This window comes from Pseudomonas sp. PDNC002 (assembly GCF_016919445.1).
Lineage (GTDB): Bacteria > Pseudomonadota > Gammaproteobacteria > Pseudomonadales > Pseudomonadaceae > Pseudomonas.
On record NZ_CP070356.1, the window covers coordinates 3798590 to 3814937 of the forward strand.

Genomic DNA, 16348 nt, shown 5'->3' on the forward strand with positions numbered 1-16348 from the left:
CGCTGCCTTACTGGCGCGACGCCTGCTGTTGCTCAGGGGCGTGACGGGCCTCGACCTTGGCGCCGGGCTGCAGGCCGGTGAGGCCGCCGACGATCACCTGGTCGCCGCTGGCCAGGCCCTGGCTGATCTGCCAGCGCGCGCCCTGCATGGCGCCGGTCTGTACCTGGCGCGTCTCGACACGGTTCTCTGCGCCGATCACCAGCACGTGGGCGGTGCCATCGGTGGCGCGCTGCACGGCGCGTTGCGGCACGAGGATGGCCTTGGCGTCGGTACCCTGCGGGGCCGTGACGCGCACGTACATGCCTGGCAGCAGCAAGCCGTCGGCGTTGTCGAACTTGCCGCGCAGCGAAACCTGGCCGGTGCCGCGGTCCACCGAGATATCGGTGAACAGCAATTCGCCCTGGCGCTCGTATTGGGTGCCTTCCACGCGCAGGCTCAGGGCCTGGCTCTGGCCGGCGGGGAGGTTGCCGCTCTTCAGCGCTTCCCGCAGGCGCAGGGCGTCGGCCACCGGTTGGGTGAAGTCGGCATAGATCGGATCGAGTTGCTGGATGCGCGCCATCAGCGTGGCGTCGCCCTGGCCGACCAGCGCGCCTTCGGTCACCAGTGCGCGGCCGATACGCCCGGAGATCGGCGCCTTGACCGAGGCATAGCCCAGGTTCAAGCGCGCGGTTTCCAGGTCGGCCTGCGCCGAGCGCACCGAGGCCTGGGCACTGCGCAGGTCGGCGGTGGCGGTGTCGAAGTCCTGCTGGCTGACCGCTTCGATCTTCACCAGCGGCTCGTAGCGTTTCACCCGCGCCTGGGCTTCCTGCTGCGCGGCCTGGGCCCGCGCCAGTTCACCTTCGGCGCGGGACACAGCGGCCTTCAGCGGCGCCGGGTCGATCTGGAACAACAGGTCGCCGGCCTTGACGTCGGCACCTTCCTCGAAGCGCTTCTGCATCACGATGCCCGCCACCCGCGCCCGCACTTCGGCGACGCGCATCGGCTCGATGCGCCCCGGCAACTCCGAGGTCAGGGTGAGGGGTTCGGTCGCGACCGCCACCACATCCACCGGGCGCGCCGTTTCGGCGGCGGCCTCCGGTTCTGCGGACTGTCCGCAACCCGCCAACGCTAGCGCCGCTACCAGCGCACTGATTGTCCCTACTGCACGCAACCTGCCCATGATTCACCCGGGTCTGTCTATCTGGAAAGGTGCGTATGATCCTTTCAAAGTCAAAATGAGTCAAGAATGTCTCATTTGCTTCTATGGTGTATAAAATGTGTCATGACCTTTCAAAAGAGAGGTCCTTTTCTGCACAATGAGACGATCCGCCACCTGACACGAGGCCCCGAATGACTCTCTCCGCCCATGATGAACGTCTGCTCAAGGCGCTGGCCGTCGCCATCGTCGACCGCCCACGGGCGACGCTGAAGGAGCTGGCGGAGTCGGCGGGGGTGAGCAAGGCCACGCTACATCGCTTCTGCGGTACCCGCGACGGGCTGATGGAGATGCTGGAAGACTATGGCCACGTGGTGATCCGGCAGATCCTCGAGGCCGCCGAGCTGCAGCAGGCCGAACCGCTGGAGGCGCTGCGCCGGCTGATCGCCGAACACCTCAAGCACCGCGACATGCTGAACTTCCTGCTGTTCCAGTACCGCGCCGAGAACCTCGACATGGAGGCGACGACCGAGCGCTGGGGCTACTACACCGAGGCGGTGGACGCCTTCTTCCTGCGCGGCCAGCAAAGCGGCGTGCTGCGTATCGACATCACCGCCGCCGTGTTCACCGAACTCTTCCTCTCGATGCTCTACGGCATGGTCGACGCCGAGCGCTACGGCCGCGCCGCCAGTTCCAGCTCCGCCCACGTGCTGGAGCAACTGTTCCTGCACGGTTCGTTGGTCCAGACCCAGGCCTGACAGCACGCATCGCGTGCCCTGAGCGGGAGCGGCGGGTGGCCGGGCAGGGCGGTTTTCCGTACCATTGCCGGCCCTTCGAAGTCCCCGTTCCGAGTAGAAAAATGAAACCCGCCCGCCTGCGTGCCGATGTCCTGGCCGGACTCACCACGTCCTTCGCGCTGGTGCCCGAGTGCATCGCCTTCGCCCTGGTCGCCCACCTCAACCCGCTGATGGGCCTGTACGGCGCCTTTATCCTCTGCACCCTCACCGCACTGTTCGGTGGCCGCCCGGGCATGGTCTCCGGCGCCGCCGGATCGATGGCGGTAGTCATCGTCGCGCTGGTGGTGCAGCACGGTGTGCAGTACCTGCTGGCCACGGTGTTGCTGGGCGGTCTGGTGATGATCCTGTTCGGCGTGCTGCGCCTGGGCAAGCTGGTGCGGATGGTGCCGCATCCGGTGATGCTGGGCTTCGTCAACGGCCTGGCGATCGTCATCGCCATGGCCCAGCTCGAACACTTCAAGGACGGCGAGCACTGGCTCAGCGGTAACCCGCTGTACGTGATGCTGGGCCTGGTGGCGCTGACCATGGCGGTGGTCTACGGGCTGCCGAAGCTGACGCGAGCGGTACCCCCGGCGCTGGTGGCGATCCTTGGCGTGGGGTTGCTGGTCTACCTGCTGAACCTGCCGACCCGCACGCTCGGTGACATGGCGCACATCGCCGGTGGCCTGCCGCCGTTCGCCTTGCCGCAGATTCCGTGGACCCTGGAAACCCTCGGGATCATCGCGCCCTATGCCTTCCTCATGGCCATGGTCGGCATCCTGGAAACCCTGCTGACCCTCAACCTCACCGACGAGATCACCGAGACCCGCGGCTACCCGGACCGTGAATGCGTGGCGCTGGGCGGGGCCAACATCGTTTCCGGGCTGTTCGGCGGCATGGGTGGCTGCGCGATGATCGGCCAGACGGTGATCAACCTCAGCTCTGGTGGCCGTGGGCGGCTCTCCGGCGTGGTGGCCGGGGTGATGATCCTGCTCTTCGTGCTGTTCCTCTCGCCGCTGATCGAACGCATCCCGCTGGCGGCGCTGGTGGGCGTGATGTTCGTGGTGTCCCAGCAGACCTTCGCCTGGGCTTCGCTGCGGGTGCTGAACAAGGTGCCGGCAAGCGATGTGCTGGTGATCATCGCGGTAACCGCCATCACCGTGGCGACGGACCTGGCCACCGCGGTGTTCTGCGGCATCATCCTGGCGGCGCTGGACTTCGCCTGGAAGCATGCCCGCGAGTTGTATGCGGACATCCATGACGAGGCGGACGGCAGCAAGCTGTACCGCCTTCACGGCACGCTGTTCTTCGCCTCCACCACGCCCTTCCTCAACCAGTTCGACCCGGCCAATGACCCGCCGCAGGTCACCCTGGACTGCGCGCACCTGAGCTTCGTCGACTACTCGGCCATTGCCGCGCTGATGACCCTGCGCGAGCGCTACGCCAAGGCCGGCAAGCATCTGCGCGTGGTGCATCTGTCGGAGCGCTGCAAGCAACTGCTCAAGCGAGCGGGGATGCAGCAGGGTTGAGCCTTGCAGGATCGGATTTCCCGCCGATCCGCCCGTGGTCCGGCCCGGCGGCGATCATGGCCGGCGTCCACTCCTACCGATTACTGAGTTCCTGCCAGACGCATTCCAGCGCATCGGCATCGAGCAGTAGCTGGCGGGCAGCGCTGCGGATGCGGCGGGCCTGTTCGTCGCTGACGTTGCAGGAACTCAGCTCCTGCAGCAGCTCGGCGGCGATTTCGTTGTTGTAGGAAGTCGTGCGCACAGCGCGCAGCACGAGGTCGTGTTGGTTGAGCATGACGATCTCCTGTCTGGAGTAGAAAGTCGGCGCGGCACTGGCGCCGCGCCGATCAATAGTCGAATTCAGAACTTCACCTTGATTCCAAGAATGCCTTCGTAGCTACGTCCTTCACCATCGAAAGACTTCTGATATCCGAGCGAGCCGGTGACGCTGGTACGGTCGTTGAGCTGGTAGTCCACGCCCAGGTTCAGTTCGCCCCAGGTGCCATTCATGTCGGTGCCGAAGGGGATGTAGCCGTTGGCCGAGGAGAACTCTGTCTTGGCCTTGCCTTCGAATTCGTGCCAGACGCTGGGCCGTACCCAGACGTTGGTGCGGTGCAGGCGACCCTCGTCGTCCTCGCGGAACCAGTCCTTGTCGATCCGCACCCCAAGCCGCCCGGTCAGCGAGTCCACGTCCTCGAAGCGCACGTCCGCCGCGTCGTCATGGGCGTCGTCGAGTTTCAGCCGGCTGGCGATCAGTTGCGCCTGGGGCTCGACGTGGAGCGTCTTGTCGCGGTTCACCTTGAAGGGATAACCGGCCTCCAGCGAGGCGGTGATGCCGTGGCCCCGGGTTTTCAGCGAGTCGGCGTCGTTGGTGTGGGCCTTCATGTCGAAGCGGTTGAATTGCAGTACGCCGTCGAGGTACCAGCCTTTTGGCCCGAAGTGTGTCCAGTAGCCGCCGATGCCGTAGGAACGCAGGGTGTCGTCACCGGCGCCCTGTCCATCGGTATGGTCGACGCTGCCCTTGATGCGCCCGGCCTGCAGCGAGAGGCCGGCCTGGTCGGTGCTGCCATCGGTGTCTTCGTTGCGGTAGAGGTCGGCGCCGACCTGGAAGGCCTGGATACGGTAGTCGTAGTCCGCGCCGCCGGGCAGGCTGTCCTTGCCCTTCTGGTGGATCACCCGGCCCCAGCCCAGTGACGGCCCATAGGTGTCGGTGTCTTCGCTGGGCAGCGGGTCGGTGTCATTGCGCCGCTCCTCGCCCACGCGTTCGTGCAGGGTGTCGACCAGGGCGCGGCTGTAGTTCAGCGCCATGGCGGGGAGGGCGCTGTAGAGCGAGGTTTCCGCGCGATAGTTGGGGACTTGCCGGGGCGGCGTCGGATCATCTGGCGTGATGTGGGGGGCCGGATCGACGGGATCGCTCGGGTCTTTCGGATCGACCGGATCAACCGGATCAACCGGCGGCGTGTCTTTCGTCGAGCGCAGGTACCAGGCTTCACTGTTGCTGTCGTCAAGGCTGGCGCGGTGCAGCGTGTATTCGTACGGGCCTGCCTTGACCCGGTTGAGCAGGCGGAAGGCCTCCGCCTCGGTGGTACCGCCGTTCACCGCGTCCACCACCTTGATGCCGTTGCCTTCGGTCAGCGCGCCGGGTCCGCCGGCGTTCTTGATCCGCAGGTTGCTCTCGCCGGTGGCCTGGCCGCCGTCGATCACCAACTGGTCGGAGGGCGAGTCGTCCTTGTAGAGGTAGGTGTTCAGCGCGAGGGTGCCGTTGGCGCCGTGATACTCATTGACGGTGAGTCGCTTGTAGCCGCCCTCGGCGCTGAAGTCGACCAGGCTGGCGTCGTTGCGCAGGCTGCTCAGGTTCGAATCGCCGGTGAGCTGCCACAGGCTGGTGTCGCGCAGGGTCACGTCTGATTGGCTGCCGGCGGCGGTTTTCGCCGTGCCGGAGACCAGGGAGGACGACAGGTCCAGGCGGGCGTTGCCGGCGGCATCCTGGCTGGTGCCGATGCCCTGCCACTGGCCGGTGCCCATGTCGGGAATGGCGCTGCCGTCGCTGGCCACCGAGCGATCGACATTCAGCCATTGGCCGCTGCCTCCCGCCAGGGAGTGGCTGAGGGCGATGTCGGCAACACCGGCGGTGGCGATGGTGGCGCCGTCGCGGTTGGACAGCGTCGCACGATCCATGCGTACCTGGCCCGGCAGTGCGTCGGTGCCCTGGACATAGAGTGCTGCCGATTGCGCGCCGTGGGCAGCCACTACCACGGACTCGGCGTCGACACTGCCGCCTTGCCGGGCCACTACGCCGTGGCCGAGGCTGCCCTGGGAATTCACGCTCACGCCATCCAGATGGGCAGTGGCGGTGTTGTTGGCGAACACGCCAACGGCCTGTTCGCCCTGGGTGCTGACGGTGCTGTTGGTCGCGCTCAGCGCGCCACCGGATTCGGCCCGCAGGCCATGGGAGCTGGCGCCCAGGGTAGCGATACTGCTGTCGCTCAGGTCGAGCGTTGCGGTCTCGCTCTTGTAGTGCCGGCTGACCATCGCGCCGGCGGCGTGGTCACCGCTGGTCTGCACGCTGACGTGACTGGCTGTCAGGCCAACCGCGCCTGGCTTGGCGGAGCCGATGCCGGCGTAGAGGCCAACGGAGTAGCTGCCTTCGGTCTTCACGCTGAGGTTGTCCAGTTGCATGCGGCCGCCATCATCGACGGCGGCGCCGTAGGCCTGTGCGCCTTGCGTCAGGACGCTGGTGCCGTCGGCCACCAGCAGGGCGCCGGGGTTGCGCGCCGCCAGTGCGTGGGGAAAGGTCAGGTGGCTGGCCACCGGAGAGCCGTTGCCGGTGGTTGTGACCGAACCACCATGGACGATCACCGTTGCGCCCAGGTCGGCGACGATGCCCATGGCGTTGTCGTTGCCGTGGGTGGTGACGGTCAGGTTGCTCGCCGTGAGGGTCGAGGCCGGCGCGGCGCTGGACGAGCTGCCGGCCGCCAGCGCGGTGGAGTAGTTGCCGTGGGTGGTGATGCTGCCGTTGCTGACGACCGCGTCGGCGCCTTCGCGCACCTGCACGCCATAGCTGGTCTTGGGCGTGGTGCGCACGTCGCTGCCGGTCATGCGCAGCGCCGATCCCGCACCGTCCACCAGCACGCCCGGCGACCAGGGGCCGACGGCACCGGGCGGGGCGTCGACCGAAAGGCTGCTGGCGTCGACCGTGGCCGTGGCGCCACCGGTGATGTTGAGGCCGATGGAACGGTTGCCGTCCACGCTCACCGTGGAGTGGCGGATGTCGCCGCTGGAGCCGCTGCCTTCGATAGAGACGCCGTGGCCGTAAGTCAGGCCGTGCACCTGCAAGGTGGCATGATCCAGCGCGACACTGGCGCCGTCCATGGCCCGTGCACCGGCGGCCGGGTTGGCGACGTTGCCGGCGCCGCTGACGTTGGCGCTGGAGTGGCTCAGCAGGATATGGCTGCCGCTGCCTTCGGCGCGAGCGCCGCCGACATTGGTGCCCGATACATCGAGGGTGGAGTTCGAGAGGTCGATATGGCTGCCGGAGAGGGCGTGAAGGGCGGCGGTCGTGGCGGTGCTCGTGGCGCTGCCGCTGACCGTGATGTCCGCATCGTTCAGGGTGATCTGCGCGCCTTCCTCGCCACGCGCGGCGCTGGCGCTGCCGGCGGCGATGTCGAGGATCACGCCGTCCGCGTCGATGACGGTGCCGGCGCCGCCAGCCAGCAGGCCGTGGCTCAAACTCAGCACTTTCTCGTCATCCACCGGGGTGGCGGCGGAGACCGCCGCGCCGCTGGTGTGAATCCGTGTATCGCCCGTCAGGTTCACCGTCGCGCCGTTGCGCGCCCAGACACCGACGGAGCCCTTGCCGGAAGTAGTGACCGAGCCGCCGTCGAGAGTGGCGCCGGCGGCGTCCACCAGAACGCCGTGGCCGTTGCCACCCGCCGTGGTGATGGCTGTGCCATGCAGGTCGGCCGAGGAGCCGCTGTCGACGCGCAGGCCGTAGGCCGATCCACCGGTGGTATCGATCGTGCCACCGGTAGCGGCCAGCGAGCTGGCGCCAGTGACCAGCACGCCATGGGCACCGCCGGTGGCGGTGCTGCGGGCGCCGATGGTGGTGACGGCGACTTCGTCCAGCCGGGCCTGTGCGCCGTTCTCCAGGGTGACGCCGGCGGCGCCCCAGGATTGCGTGCCCACTGAGCCGCGGTGCATGTCCAACTGGCCGTGGGTGACCACGATCCCGCGGTTGTTGTTGCCTTTGGCGCCACCGCCGATCAGTACCTGGGTGTCGGACAGTTGCGCTGTGCCGTTGGCGTCGACGCGCACGCCGGTAAGGTCATTGGTGGTGATCGCCACGCTGGCGGTGGTTTTCGGGTCGAGGACGATGCTGCTGTCGCTGATCGTCAGCGTATCCCCGGCACTGACGTGTGCGCCGGTCTGGCCTTTGGCAGCCGCAGCGGTGGTGGCGCTGTTCTCGATGCGCCCCTGGCTGATGCTGGCGTTGCCGCTGGTCTTCACCCCTGTTGCGTTGGCGGCGGCAAGTCTGATGGTGGGCTCGGCATGGACGCCGGCGGTGGCGATGCCGATGCCGCCGGTCGTGGTCACGGTGATGGGCGGCGGGGCGCCGAGCAAGGCGCGGCTGGCGAACACCGCCGGTACTTCATGAGCGGCTTGCAGGGCGAGGTCGAGATAACTCGGATGGCTGGGCTCGAAAACCGCGCCGGCCTCGGACGGCAGGTTGAGGTCGTCGGTGTCTGCCTCGGTGACGGTGTCCTCGGCTTCGGCTTCGATCACCCGAAGGCTGAACACGCTGGCAAGGATCAGGCTGATGGCCTGGGCGAGGTGGGAGCGGCGTAGCCGCATGAGGGAGGATTGCGTCGTGGAAGAAGGGGGAGTGCGGTCGAGGTCGTTCATGATGCGGCTCCAGGAAAGTTCATGGAGCGAGCATCGGATCAGGGGCGCGGTGGTCCCATCGTGGCTGCCTGATAGCGTTGTAGTGATTTCACTAGATTCGCGGTGTTCCCTTGGGAAGCTTGAGCTGGATCAAGGCGACGACCTCTTGTCGGCTGTCACTGCCGATCTGCACGGTTCCTTCGAGCAGGCGGCACAGGCGTCGGGCCAGATGGTAGCTGGCCTGCTTGTCGATCCCTTCGAGCAGCGACTCTGCGGGAGCGCCATCGACAGTCTGGAAGGTCAATTGCCAGGTGATTTCGGCGAAGGGCTGTGAGATCACTTCGGCATGCAGGGTGAGCGCAGGCAGCCCCGCTTTTTCGAAGGTGCGTACCAGTACATTGAGCAAGTGCTGGTAACGGTTCGGATCGATCCAGGCCCAGTGGTCGTCGCTGGTCGGTACGAATGCCTGGTTCGGGTGGGTTGCCTCCAGGGTCTTGCGGGTCAGACGGTTGAGTTCCTTCGAGTGGGGAATGGTCAGCACGGTCTCGCGTTCCATATCGATCAGTTCGAGCAGCACCTCGATCTTGTCGCGCATCCGCTCCAGATAAGGGGGCGCTTCTCCCAGCAGTGGGTCCTGGGGATGGCGCGTGCGGGCTGCCGACAGCAGCGTCCCCAACGCATCCAGCTCCTGCAGCAGGTCGCGGCCAGCGGATGACAGAAACTGGCTGCGGCTGGCGAATATCGACTCCAGGTAGGCCTTGGATTCCTGCAGGTGCTCGATGTAGCGCTCGTGCTCGGTGATGTCGACGTAGGAGCACATCACGCCTAGCACCGCGCCGTCGCCGTCCTTGATCGGCACACCGATCAGCCGATAGGTTCGCCGCTCCGCATCCAGGTTACCGGCGGAGATCAGGGAAAAAGGCATGCCGCTGGCGGCGCCCTTGAGAAACTCCTGCCGGGCGCGGGCAATGTGCCCCGCTTCCGTCATGCCCAGATCGAAAATTTGCGCGCCTGGCAGGTCTGTCTTGTTCTTGTGGTGCACATCGGCGAAGCGCTGGTTGCAGGCGAGCAGCTCACCCTCGACGCTCCACAGGCTCACGGCATTGGGCAGGATCTCCATCAACTGGATCAGATCATCCGCTCCTCCAGCCGCAGGGGAAGGCTCCTGGGCGAGATGGCTGAGTTGCTGGTTGCTCAGCAGGCCGCGGGCATGGGCGGCGGATACCAGGTCGACCAGCGAGTCGCTCTGGGTCTTTTCCAGCAGGCGGGTCTTGTAGGTACTCACCGTGCGGTCGCTGATCGCCAGTTCCTCGGCGATGTCCTTCACCCGGTAGCCCTGCGCCAGATAGTGCAGGACCGTCAGTTCGCGCGGCGTGATGTGTTCAAGCGGCATCGTGCCGTCGCCCCATGCGTCGGGCCGCCGGGTGCGGAATACCGTGCGACCGCTGAGCACCAGCTTGACCGCTTCGTCCAGCTCGGTGGGCAGGTCGTCCTTGTGAACGAAGCCCTGGGCGCCGGCCTGCTGGCTCAGTTGCTGGTATTGCGCGCCGGACAGGTGGGTGAATACCAGCGACTTCTGCCGGGCCTTGTCGCTGCGCAGGCGGCGCAGCAGCTCCAGGCCGCCCAGGCGCGGCAGGTCGAGGTCGAGGATCAGCAGGTCCGGGTGCAGGCGCTGCACCAGGGACAGCGCGTCGCGGCCGTCATCGGTTTCGCCGATGACGTCATGTCCGGCCTGCACGAGGCGCTGGCGTAGCGCCTCGCGGATGAAGGGGTGTGGATCGGCAATGACGATGCGGCTCATCCGTGTAGTCCTGCACTCTGGTTTCTCGCAGAGAAGGGTAGTCCAGCTCAGCCGGCACACCGGAGCGGAGCGAGCAGGAAAGCTGTGAGGTACAGGCCGATGCCGAAGATCAGATGGGTCAGCAGGCTGTGCAGCCTCGCCTTCGTGGGGTTGGCGCTTTTCGCGGCGGCGAGGCCGAGGCCAAGCGCAGGCTGCATGATGAAGAACGGCAGCAGCACGGTTACCAGCCCGAACAGCAGGGCGGGCAGCGGCGTGGGCTGGCACAGCCACTGGCCATCGAACATGACGAACGCCAGGGCGAAGGCGACGCCCGTCAGGTAGTGCACGATCCAGCCCAGCGCGCGCTCACCAGTGATCGGGGCGGCCTTGCCGATGGCAACGTGGTGGAACTGACCGAGTGGCATGTGGCCCACCCAGCGCCCGACCAGGGCGTAGTCCAGCGAAGGAATGCCCAGCAGACGCTTGCGCAGGATGCTCCAGGCATCCATCAGCAAGGTGGCGCCGAGGCCGATGGCGGCGATGTGCAGGAGGGTAACGATGGAATGGGACATGGTGGGCTCCTCGATGGCGTCGATGGAGCCCAGCATCCCGGTTCAAGTGGACTTGAGGTCAAGCCCCGCTGGCGCTGCGCCGGCTCAGATTCGAGCCGATCACATAGAACACCCCGCCGCCGACGATGAAAGCGCCGAGCATGACGAACACCCAGTGCGGGGCGAACAGCGCCAGAAAGTAGCCCACCAGGATCGGCCCGAAGGCGCCGCCGAGGTTAGCCAGGTTCTGCGTGCCGTAGTACACGCCGCGCAGGTGCGGCGGGGCGATGCGGTCGATGAACATGTATTCGGCGGGGATCACGATGATTTCGCCCAGGGTGAACACCACCATTGCCAGCCCCCAGTGCACCAGGCTATGGGACAGGCCGAAGCCGACAATGCCCAGCACGAAAAGGCCGAGGCCGACGATCAGCCAGCGCTGCAGGTGCTCGTTGCCGATGCGCTTGCCCAGCAGGTACTGCAGGGCGATCACCGTCACCGCGTTCACCCCAAGCAGCGTCTGGATCACCTGGTAGGCGTATTCCGCCGTCCCGGTGGCCACCAGGTACTGCGAGAGGTAGGCGGAGAACTGGCCGAACACCACAGCGGTGAGCACACCGCCGATGGTGAAGTACATCAGCCGGTGGTCCTTCGAAAGCACGCCCATGACCGCGAGGAAGGACGGCGGCGCGACGCCTTCCGCGGGGCGCATGGCGCGGTCGCCGAAGCGCAGGAAGGCCAGCAGGAACAGGCTGCCCAGGCTTGCCGACACCACGAACGGCAGGTGCTGGTTCCACTGCGCCAGCGCCGCGCCGGCGAAGGGGCCGGTGGCGTAGGCGAGGTTGATCAGGGTGTAGCGGATGGAAAAGGCGCGGCCCTGTTCGCCCGCCGGTAACAGGCGGCCGAAAATGGTCTTCACCACCACGTCGGTGACCGAGTAGGCGAAGTTGAATCCCAGCAGGAAGAGGAAGAACAACCACAGCTGGGATGTCAGCAGCATGCCGGCGAAGGCCGCGACGAAGCAGGCGCCGAAGCCCAGGATCAGGCGGAAACCGGGCATGCGGTCGATCAGGAAGCCGCCGTAGAGGCTGAGCAGCGAGCCACCGAACAGGGCGCCGCCCATGATCAGGCCGATCTGGCTGACGGGCAGGTCGAAGTTCGTCGAGAGGTAGATGACCAGGTAGGGCAGGGTGATCGCCCTTCCGAGGGTCAGCAGGAACGTACCGCAGAGCAGCAGGTTGACCTGTAGCGGGTAATGTTTGAGCGCGACGAGCATTCCTTGCCTCGGCTGTCGAAGGAGCAGGTAGGCACTCGATGCTATCAGCACCAGCTTGGTGCATGGCAAGCGCCGGAGGCTCTGGCGAACCCCCGGCGTGCCCGCTGGGTCAGCTGCTGCCGTGCTTGCCCTGCGCCTTCAGCTCGGCGACGGTCTTGCCGCCCACGCCCCAGCTATCGGTGGCGATTTCCTGGATCACCACGTAGGTGGTGGACGGCGGCTTGCGCAGCACGCGCTCCAGCAGTTCGGTGACGCCTTCGATGAGCTGGCGGCGTTCATCGGCGGTCACGCCTTCGTCGGTGACCTGGATATTCACGTAGGGCATTGCAGTTCTCCGTTGTTGTTCGAGGTGGGTTGCTTACCAGACGCCGGTGGTGGAGCCACCGTCGACGTTTAGGATGGTGCCGCTGACGAAGGTCGAGTCGGTCAGGTAGAGCACGGCATCGACGATATCCTGCGGGCTGCCGATCTCGCCACTGGGCGACAGGCCACGGAGGAACGCGCGGGTGCCTTCGTCATCGCCGTGCAGCGGAGTCTCGATGATCCCCGGCGCCACGGCGTTGACCTGCACATGGGAGGCGGCCAGCTCCAGGGCCAGCCCGCGCACCGCGCTGTTCAGGCCGCCCTTGATCAGCACCGGCAGCAGCGCCGGCACCTTCACATTGGGCTGCATCGCGATCGACGCGGTGATGGTGACGATGTGCCCGGAGCCATTGGCCGACATGTGTTGCGCGGCGGCCTGGGACGGGTAGAAGAAGCCCATCAGGTTGGTGCCGACGATGGCGTTCACCTCTTCCTCGGTGTAATCGGTGACCGGCTTGGGAATGAAGATTCCGGCGTTGTTGATCAGGATGTCCACCCGGCTGAAAGCCTCGATGGCCTGGGCGAACAGGCGTTTGGCGGTTTCCGCCTGGGCGATGTCGCCGGCCACGGTGAGGAAGTTGTGCGGGTTGCCCAGCTTGGCTGCGGCTTCCTGCAGGCGTGCCTCGGTGCGGGCGTTGCCGACCACGTTGTAGCCGCGCTCCAGGTAGGCGCGGGCGATGGCGAAGCCGAGGCCGCTGGAGGCGCCGGTGACGATGACGGTCTTGCTCATGGTGGATTCTCCGAGAGTGGGGCGGGGCGGTGTGCCCGCGTCTTGGAGGCCAATCTAGGCTGCAATCGCTGCTTGAAAAATGAGGCTGATGGCATTTGAATTGATACGCCATGTAATCAATCGAGCCGCGCCATGACCCGCCATTTCGACGACCTGCAACTGGGCAGCATCGAGCTGTTCTGTCTCGCTGCGGAAACCGGCAGCTTCACCGCCGCCGCCAACGAGGCGGGGATCACTCCGGCAGCGGTCAGCCGGTCGGTTGCGCGACTGGAGGAGCGCCTGGGTGCGCGTCTGTTCATCCGTACCACGCGGCAGATGCGCCTGACCGACGATGGCCGTGCGTACTTCGAGCAATGTCGCCAGGCGCTGACCCAGTTGGTGGACGCCGAGCGCGCCGTTACCGGCGGCCAGAGCGTGGCGTCCGGTCGGCTGCGCATCAGCGTGCCGACGCCATACGCGCACTACCGGCTGTTCCCGCGGCTGCCGGAGTTCCGCCGGCGCTATCCGCAGGTACAGGTGGACGTGCATGTCAGCAACCGCAACATCGACTTCGCCAACGAGGGCTACGACCTGGCTATCCGTGGCCGCGACCCGGCGGACTCCAGCCTGGTGGCGCGGCGCCTGGAGGACGCGGAGAACGTGGTGGTCGCCACACCCGACTACCTGGCGCGCGCCGGCACTCCGCAGACACTGGAGGATCTGGCTGGACACGATTGCATTCAGTTCGAATTGCCCAGCACGGGGCGCTGCGTGCCCTGGTCGTTCCGGGTGAACGGCAAACCGGTGGAGATCGAAACGTCCGGCAGCTTCACGGTGCTGGAGGATTACCTGGCCACCGCGGCCCTGGCCAAGTGCGGCGGCGGGCTGATGCAGGCGTACCGCTTCACTGTGCAGGAGGAGTTGGAGAGGGGCGATCTGGTGGAGGTGCTCAAGGACTACGGCCAGACCAGCCGGCCTTTCCTGCTGATCTACCCCCATGCGCGCCATGTGCCGTCGCGGGTGCGGGCGTTCATCGAGTTCATGCTGGAGACGCGGCTCTGCTATTCGTAGGAGCGAGCTTGCTCGCGAACGGAGTTACCGGCTACGCCGATTTCAGGCGGTTCGCGAGCAGGTTCGCTCCTACGGGCAAAGGTTGGATCAGGCGCGCCCCTCGGCTTTTTCGAAAAGGGTCAGCAAGTCCCGCAGCGTGCTCTCCAGGTACTCGCCGGCGCGGTACGCCGGCTTGAGCGCATCGCCACCGGCCACTACTTCCAGCGGGCGTTCGATGAAGCGCCCCACCGGTTGGAAGTCGGCATCCAGCACGAGAACGACCGGAATCAGGATGCGATCCAGCGCCATGCGTTCTCGCAGGTCGTCCTCGGCGCGCCCCTTGGTGATCACCGCCAGTTCCACGCGCGGCTGCAGGCGCTGCAGATAGTCCATCACGGTAACGTTGATCTGGCAGTCCGGGCACCACATTTCGCCGGCGATCAGCAGCCGGTAGCGGCCCTCGATGGCCTGGATGCGGCGGTGGGTGTCGGCGCTGACGGCGTCGGGCTCGGCCAGCATTTGCTGGACCTTGCGCACGCCGGCGATTTCGTCGGGCAGGCCGTGGGCGACGAAGGCGTCGAAGCCTTCGCCGATGGAGAAGAGTTCCTCATAGGAGGCCATGGGGATTTCCTTGAAGCGGGGCGATGGCCCATCCCAGCAGAAATCCCCCCGGCGGGCAATCAGCTCTTGGCGGTCTGCGCCTTGGCGGCGGCCAGGTAGGGCGCCAGGCGCCGGCCCATTTCCTCGCCCAGGGCCTGCAGGCCGCTGAGCGGGCGGACCATCACCTCGAATTCGACGATCTTGCCATTCTCGTCGAAGCGGATCATGTCGATGCCCTTGAGCTCCTTGCCGCTGACCGTGGCGCTGAATTCCAGCACGACGTTCAGGCCATCGCCGGTGGCCAGCTCGCGGTGGTAGGTGAAGTTCTCGAACACCTGCAGCACGGTGTTGAGGATGGTCGAGACCACCGGCGCGCCGGGGTAGGGCGTGTGAGCCATGGGCGAGCGGAATACGGCGTTCGGCGCCAGCAACTGTGGCAGGTTCGACAGGTTCTTGGCGGCTACCATCTGGTGCCAGCTGGCGAGGGAAGCGGCGGCCTGGGGATGCAGGTTCAGTGCGGTCACGGGTAGAGCTCCTGAGGCTTCTTGTTGTCGTTCAGGACGATACGGCCGTGCCGGGAGGCGGCTCAATGATCGGAAATGACAGAAGACTGATCGCGGCGCACAGCCACCGGCCGCCTCAGTGTCGCGCGGGGCTGATCAGGTAGCTGACCAATTGCGGATCGTCTCCCGGCTCGATGGCCGTCACCGGGCGCGGCAGATCGGCGAAGACCGCCTTCCAGAATGCCGTGGCCACCTCGTCCTGCGAGTAGAAACGCACCAGCCACGGGCCGGGATTGCCCATCAGCACCTGGTTCGCCAACGCCCGGCCAATGCCGAGGCGGCGGTACTTCTTCAGCACGAACAGGTCGGACAGCTCCAGCGCATCGATGCCCGGCAGCTCGCTGCCTTCCACCAGCAGGAAACCGGCGATGAATCCATCGGCGAGGATCAGGTTGGCGCTCCACTCGGGCTCGCTCCAGTAGCGTGCCAGGTGCTCCTCGTGGATGTAGAAACAGCCATCGACTTCCACGTCCTCGTCTTCCCAGTCCGAGGACTCGTAGGCGTAGAACTGGTAGAGGTTGCGGATCAGGTCCTGGTGCTCGGGGCCGGTCTGCACCAGCTGGATGGACAGGTCGTTCATGGTCGAAGGCTCGCGATGCGGCAGGGAAGGGCGCGGTGAGCGATATTCTCCCTCATTGGCGCGGCAATGCCAGTGGCGCGGGAGTTTGAACCGCGCGGTGGCAGGGTGCGATGATGCAGGCGCATTCCCATTCGAGACCCCGCAGTGAGAACCGACAGCCGCCTCTCGCGCATGCTCCATGTGCTGCTGCACATGGCCCGTGACGACCAGCCCGTGACCTCCGAGCGCATTGCGCGGATGCTCGGCACCAATCCGGCCGTGGTGCGGCGGACCATGGGCGGCCTGCGCGATGCCGGCTACGTGCGCTCGGAGAAGGGCCACGGCGGCGGCTGGACGCTGGACTGCGACCTCGGGCAGGTGACGCTGCTGGATGTGTACCGCGCCGTCGGCAGCGAGCGCCTGTTCGCCATGGGCTTCGACAATGCGCACCCGGACTGCCTGGTGGAAAAGGTGGTCAATGCCGCGCTGCAGGACGCCATGGAGCAGGCCACCGCGATCCTCCTGGAGCGGCTGGGCGCGGTATCCCTGGCCGACCTCGCCGGACGTTTCAGCGCGCTCTACCCGAAAGACCACTGA

Annotated in this window: 15 protein-coding genes; 4 read left to right on the forward strand and 11 right to left on the reverse strand. The window is 66.4% G+C overall.

Annotated features, from left to right (window positions below; translation table 11 throughout):
- Window positions 1-7: 7 nt before the first annotated feature.
- Window positions 8-1159 carry a MexC family multidrug efflux RND transporter periplasmic adaptor subunit gene (locus JVX91_RS17405; protein ID WP_205335443.1) on the reverse strand — a complete coding sequence of 384 codons (1152 nt, stop codon included), beginning with the start codon at window positions 1157-1159 and terminating at the stop codon, window positions 8-10.
- A gap of 170 nt (window positions 1160-1329) precedes the next feature.
- On the opposite strand from JVX91_RS17405, the gene JVX91_RS17410 reads away from it, so the two are divergent.
- Together JVX91_RS17410 and JVX91_RS17415 are read left to right on the forward strand one after the other, a co-directional pair.
- Window positions 1330-1893 (forward strand): TetR/AcrR family transcriptional regulator, encoded by a 564-nt coding sequence (locus JVX91_RS17410; RefSeq protein WP_205335444.1) that lies wholly within the window; start codon window positions 1330-1332, stop codon window positions 1891-1893.
- Window positions 1894-1994: 101 nt separating this feature from the next.
- Window positions 1995-3440, forward strand: coding sequence for a SulP family inorganic anion transporter (locus JVX91_RS17415; protein WP_205335445.1), 1446 nt, complete (start codon window positions 1995-1997; stop codon window positions 3438-3440).
- 73 nt (window positions 3441-3513) lie between these two features.
- On the opposite strand, the gene JVX91_RS17420 is transcribed toward JVX91_RS17415, so the two are convergent.
- From JVX91_RS17420 to JVX91_RS17450, 7 genes are all read right to left on the reverse strand, one after another.
- A complete protein-coding gene (locus tag JVX91_RS17420) occupies window positions 3514-3714 on the reverse strand; it encodes a hypothetical protein (RefSeq protein ID WP_205335446.1) in 201 nt (66 codons plus the stop codon).
- A gap of 65 nt (window positions 3715-3779) precedes the next feature.
- Window positions 3780-8321 carry an autotransporter outer membrane beta-barrel domain-containing protein gene (locus JVX91_RS17425; protein WP_205335447.1) on the reverse strand — a complete coding sequence of 1514 codons (4542 nt, stop codon included), beginning with the start codon at window positions 8319-8321 and terminating at the stop codon, window positions 3780-3782.
- 91 nt (window positions 8322-8412) lie between these two features.
- Window positions 8413-10101: a response regulator gene (locus JVX91_RS17430; protein ID WP_205335448.1), complete on the reverse strand. Its 1689-nt coding sequence runs from the start codon at window positions 10099-10101 to the stop codon at window positions 8413-8415.
- A 47-nt stretch (window positions 10102-10148) separates the two neighbouring features.
- Entirely contained in the window at window positions 10149-10652 is a 504-nt protein-coding gene (locus tag JVX91_RS17435; protein WP_205335449.1) for a DUF2938 domain-containing protein, read from the reverse strand.
- A 58-nt stretch (window positions 10653-10710) separates the two neighbouring features.
- Window positions 10711-11907 (reverse strand): MFS transporter, encoded by a 1197-nt coding sequence (locus tag JVX91_RS17440; protein ID WP_205335450.1) that lies wholly within the window; start codon window positions 11905-11907, stop codon window positions 10711-10713.
- A 109-nt stretch (window positions 11908-12016) separates the two neighbouring features.
- Complete coding sequence (locus JVX91_RS17445; RefSeq protein ID WP_045207268.1) at window positions 12017-12232, reverse strand: 4-oxalocrotonate tautomerase family protein; 216 nt, start codon at window positions 12230-12232, stop codon at window positions 12017-12019.
- A gap of 33 nt (window positions 12233-12265) precedes the next feature.
- Window positions 12266-13000: an SDR family oxidoreductase gene (locus JVX91_RS17450; protein ID WP_205335451.1), complete on the reverse strand. Its 735-nt coding sequence runs from the start codon at window positions 12998-13000 to the stop codon at window positions 12266-12268.
- 132 nt (window positions 13001-13132) lie between these two features.
- Between JVX91_RS17450 and JVX91_RS17455 the strand changes: the two genes are divergently transcribed.
- Window positions 13133-14050, forward strand: coding sequence for a LysR family transcriptional regulator (locus tag JVX91_RS17455; RefSeq protein WP_205335452.1), 918 nt, complete (start codon window positions 13133-13135; stop codon window positions 14048-14050).
- A gap of 87 nt (window positions 14051-14137) precedes the next feature.
- On the opposite strand, the gene JVX91_RS17460 is transcribed toward JVX91_RS17455, so the two are convergent.
- The 3 genes from JVX91_RS17460 to JVX91_RS17470 form a co-directional block, all read right to left on the reverse strand.
- Window positions 14138-14650, reverse strand: coding sequence for a thioredoxin family protein (locus tag JVX91_RS17460; protein ID WP_205335453.1), 513 nt, complete (start codon window positions 14648-14650; stop codon window positions 14138-14140).
- 59 nt (window positions 14651-14709) lie between these two features.
- Complete coding sequence (locus JVX91_RS17465; protein ID WP_205335454.1) at window positions 14710-15153, reverse strand: nuclear transport factor 2 family protein; 444 nt, start codon at window positions 15151-15153, stop codon at window positions 14710-14712.
- 115 nt (window positions 15154-15268) lie between these two features.
- A complete protein-coding gene (locus tag JVX91_RS17470; RefSeq protein WP_205335455.1) occupies window positions 15269-15772 on the reverse strand; it encodes a GNAT family N-acetyltransferase in 504 nt (167 codons plus the stop codon).
- A gap of 144 nt (window positions 15773-15916) precedes the next feature.
- Between JVX91_RS17470 and JVX91_RS17475 the strand changes: the two genes are divergently transcribed.
- The gene (locus JVX91_RS17475) at window positions 15917-16348 is read left to right on the forward strand and encodes an Rrf2 family transcriptional regulator (protein ID WP_205335456.1); all 432 of its coding nucleotides are present in this window, start codon (window positions 15917-15919) and stop codon (window positions 16346-16348) included.

What these genes read in the sequence shown, in the direction of transcription:
- JVX91_RS17405 (WP_205335443.1), bottom strand. Translation starts at nt 1,159, where the DNA reads ATGGGCAGGTTGCGTGCAGTAGGGACAATCAGTGCGCTGGTAGCGGCG.
- JVX91_RS17410 (WP_205335444.1), top strand. Translation starts at nt 1,330, where the DNA reads ATGACTCTCTCCGCCCATGATGAACGTCTGCTCAAGGCGCTGGCCGTC.
- JVX91_RS17415 (WP_205335445.1), top strand. Translation starts at nt 1,995, where the DNA reads ATGAAACCCGCCCGCCTGCGTGCCGATGTCCTGGCCGGACTCACCACG.
- JVX91_RS17420 (WP_205335446.1), bottom strand. Translation starts at nt 3,714, where the DNA reads ATGCTCAACCAACACGACCTCGTGCTGCGCGCTGTGCGCACGACTTCC.
- JVX91_RS17425 (WP_205335447.1), bottom strand. Translation starts at nt 8,321, where the DNA reads ATGAACGACCTCGACCGCACTCCCCCTTCTTCCACGACGCAATCCTCC.
- JVX91_RS17430 (WP_205335448.1), bottom strand. Translation starts at nt 10,101, where the DNA reads ATGAGCCGCATCGTCATTGCCGATCCACACCCCTTCATCCGCGAGGCG.
- JVX91_RS17435 (WP_205335449.1), bottom strand. Translation starts at nt 10,652, where the DNA reads ATGTCCCATTCCATCGTTACCCTCCTGCACATCGCCGCCATCGGCCTC.
- JVX91_RS17440 (WP_205335450.1), bottom strand. Translation starts at nt 11,907, where the DNA reads ATGCTCGTCGCGCTCAAACATTACCCGCTACAGGTCAACCTGCTGCTC.
- JVX91_RS17445 (WP_045207268.1), bottom strand. Translation starts at nt 12,232, where the DNA reads ATGCCCTACGTGAATATCCAGGTCACCGACGAAGGCGTGACCGCCGAT.
- JVX91_RS17450 (WP_205335451.1), bottom strand. Translation starts at nt 13,000, where the DNA reads ATGAGCAAGACCGTCATCGTCACCGGCGCCTCCAGCGGCCTCGGCTTC.
- JVX91_RS17455 (WP_205335452.1), top strand. Translation starts at nt 13,133, where the DNA reads ATGACCCGCCATTTCGACGACCTGCAACTGGGCAGCATCGAGCTGTTC.
- JVX91_RS17460 (WP_205335453.1), bottom strand. Translation starts at nt 14,650, where the DNA reads ATGGCCTCCTATGAGGAACTCTTCTCCATCGGCGAAGGCTTCGACGCC.
- JVX91_RS17470 (WP_205335455.1), bottom strand. Translation starts at nt 15,772, where the DNA reads ATGAACGACCTGTCCATCCAGCTGGTGCAGACCGGCCCCGAGCACCAG.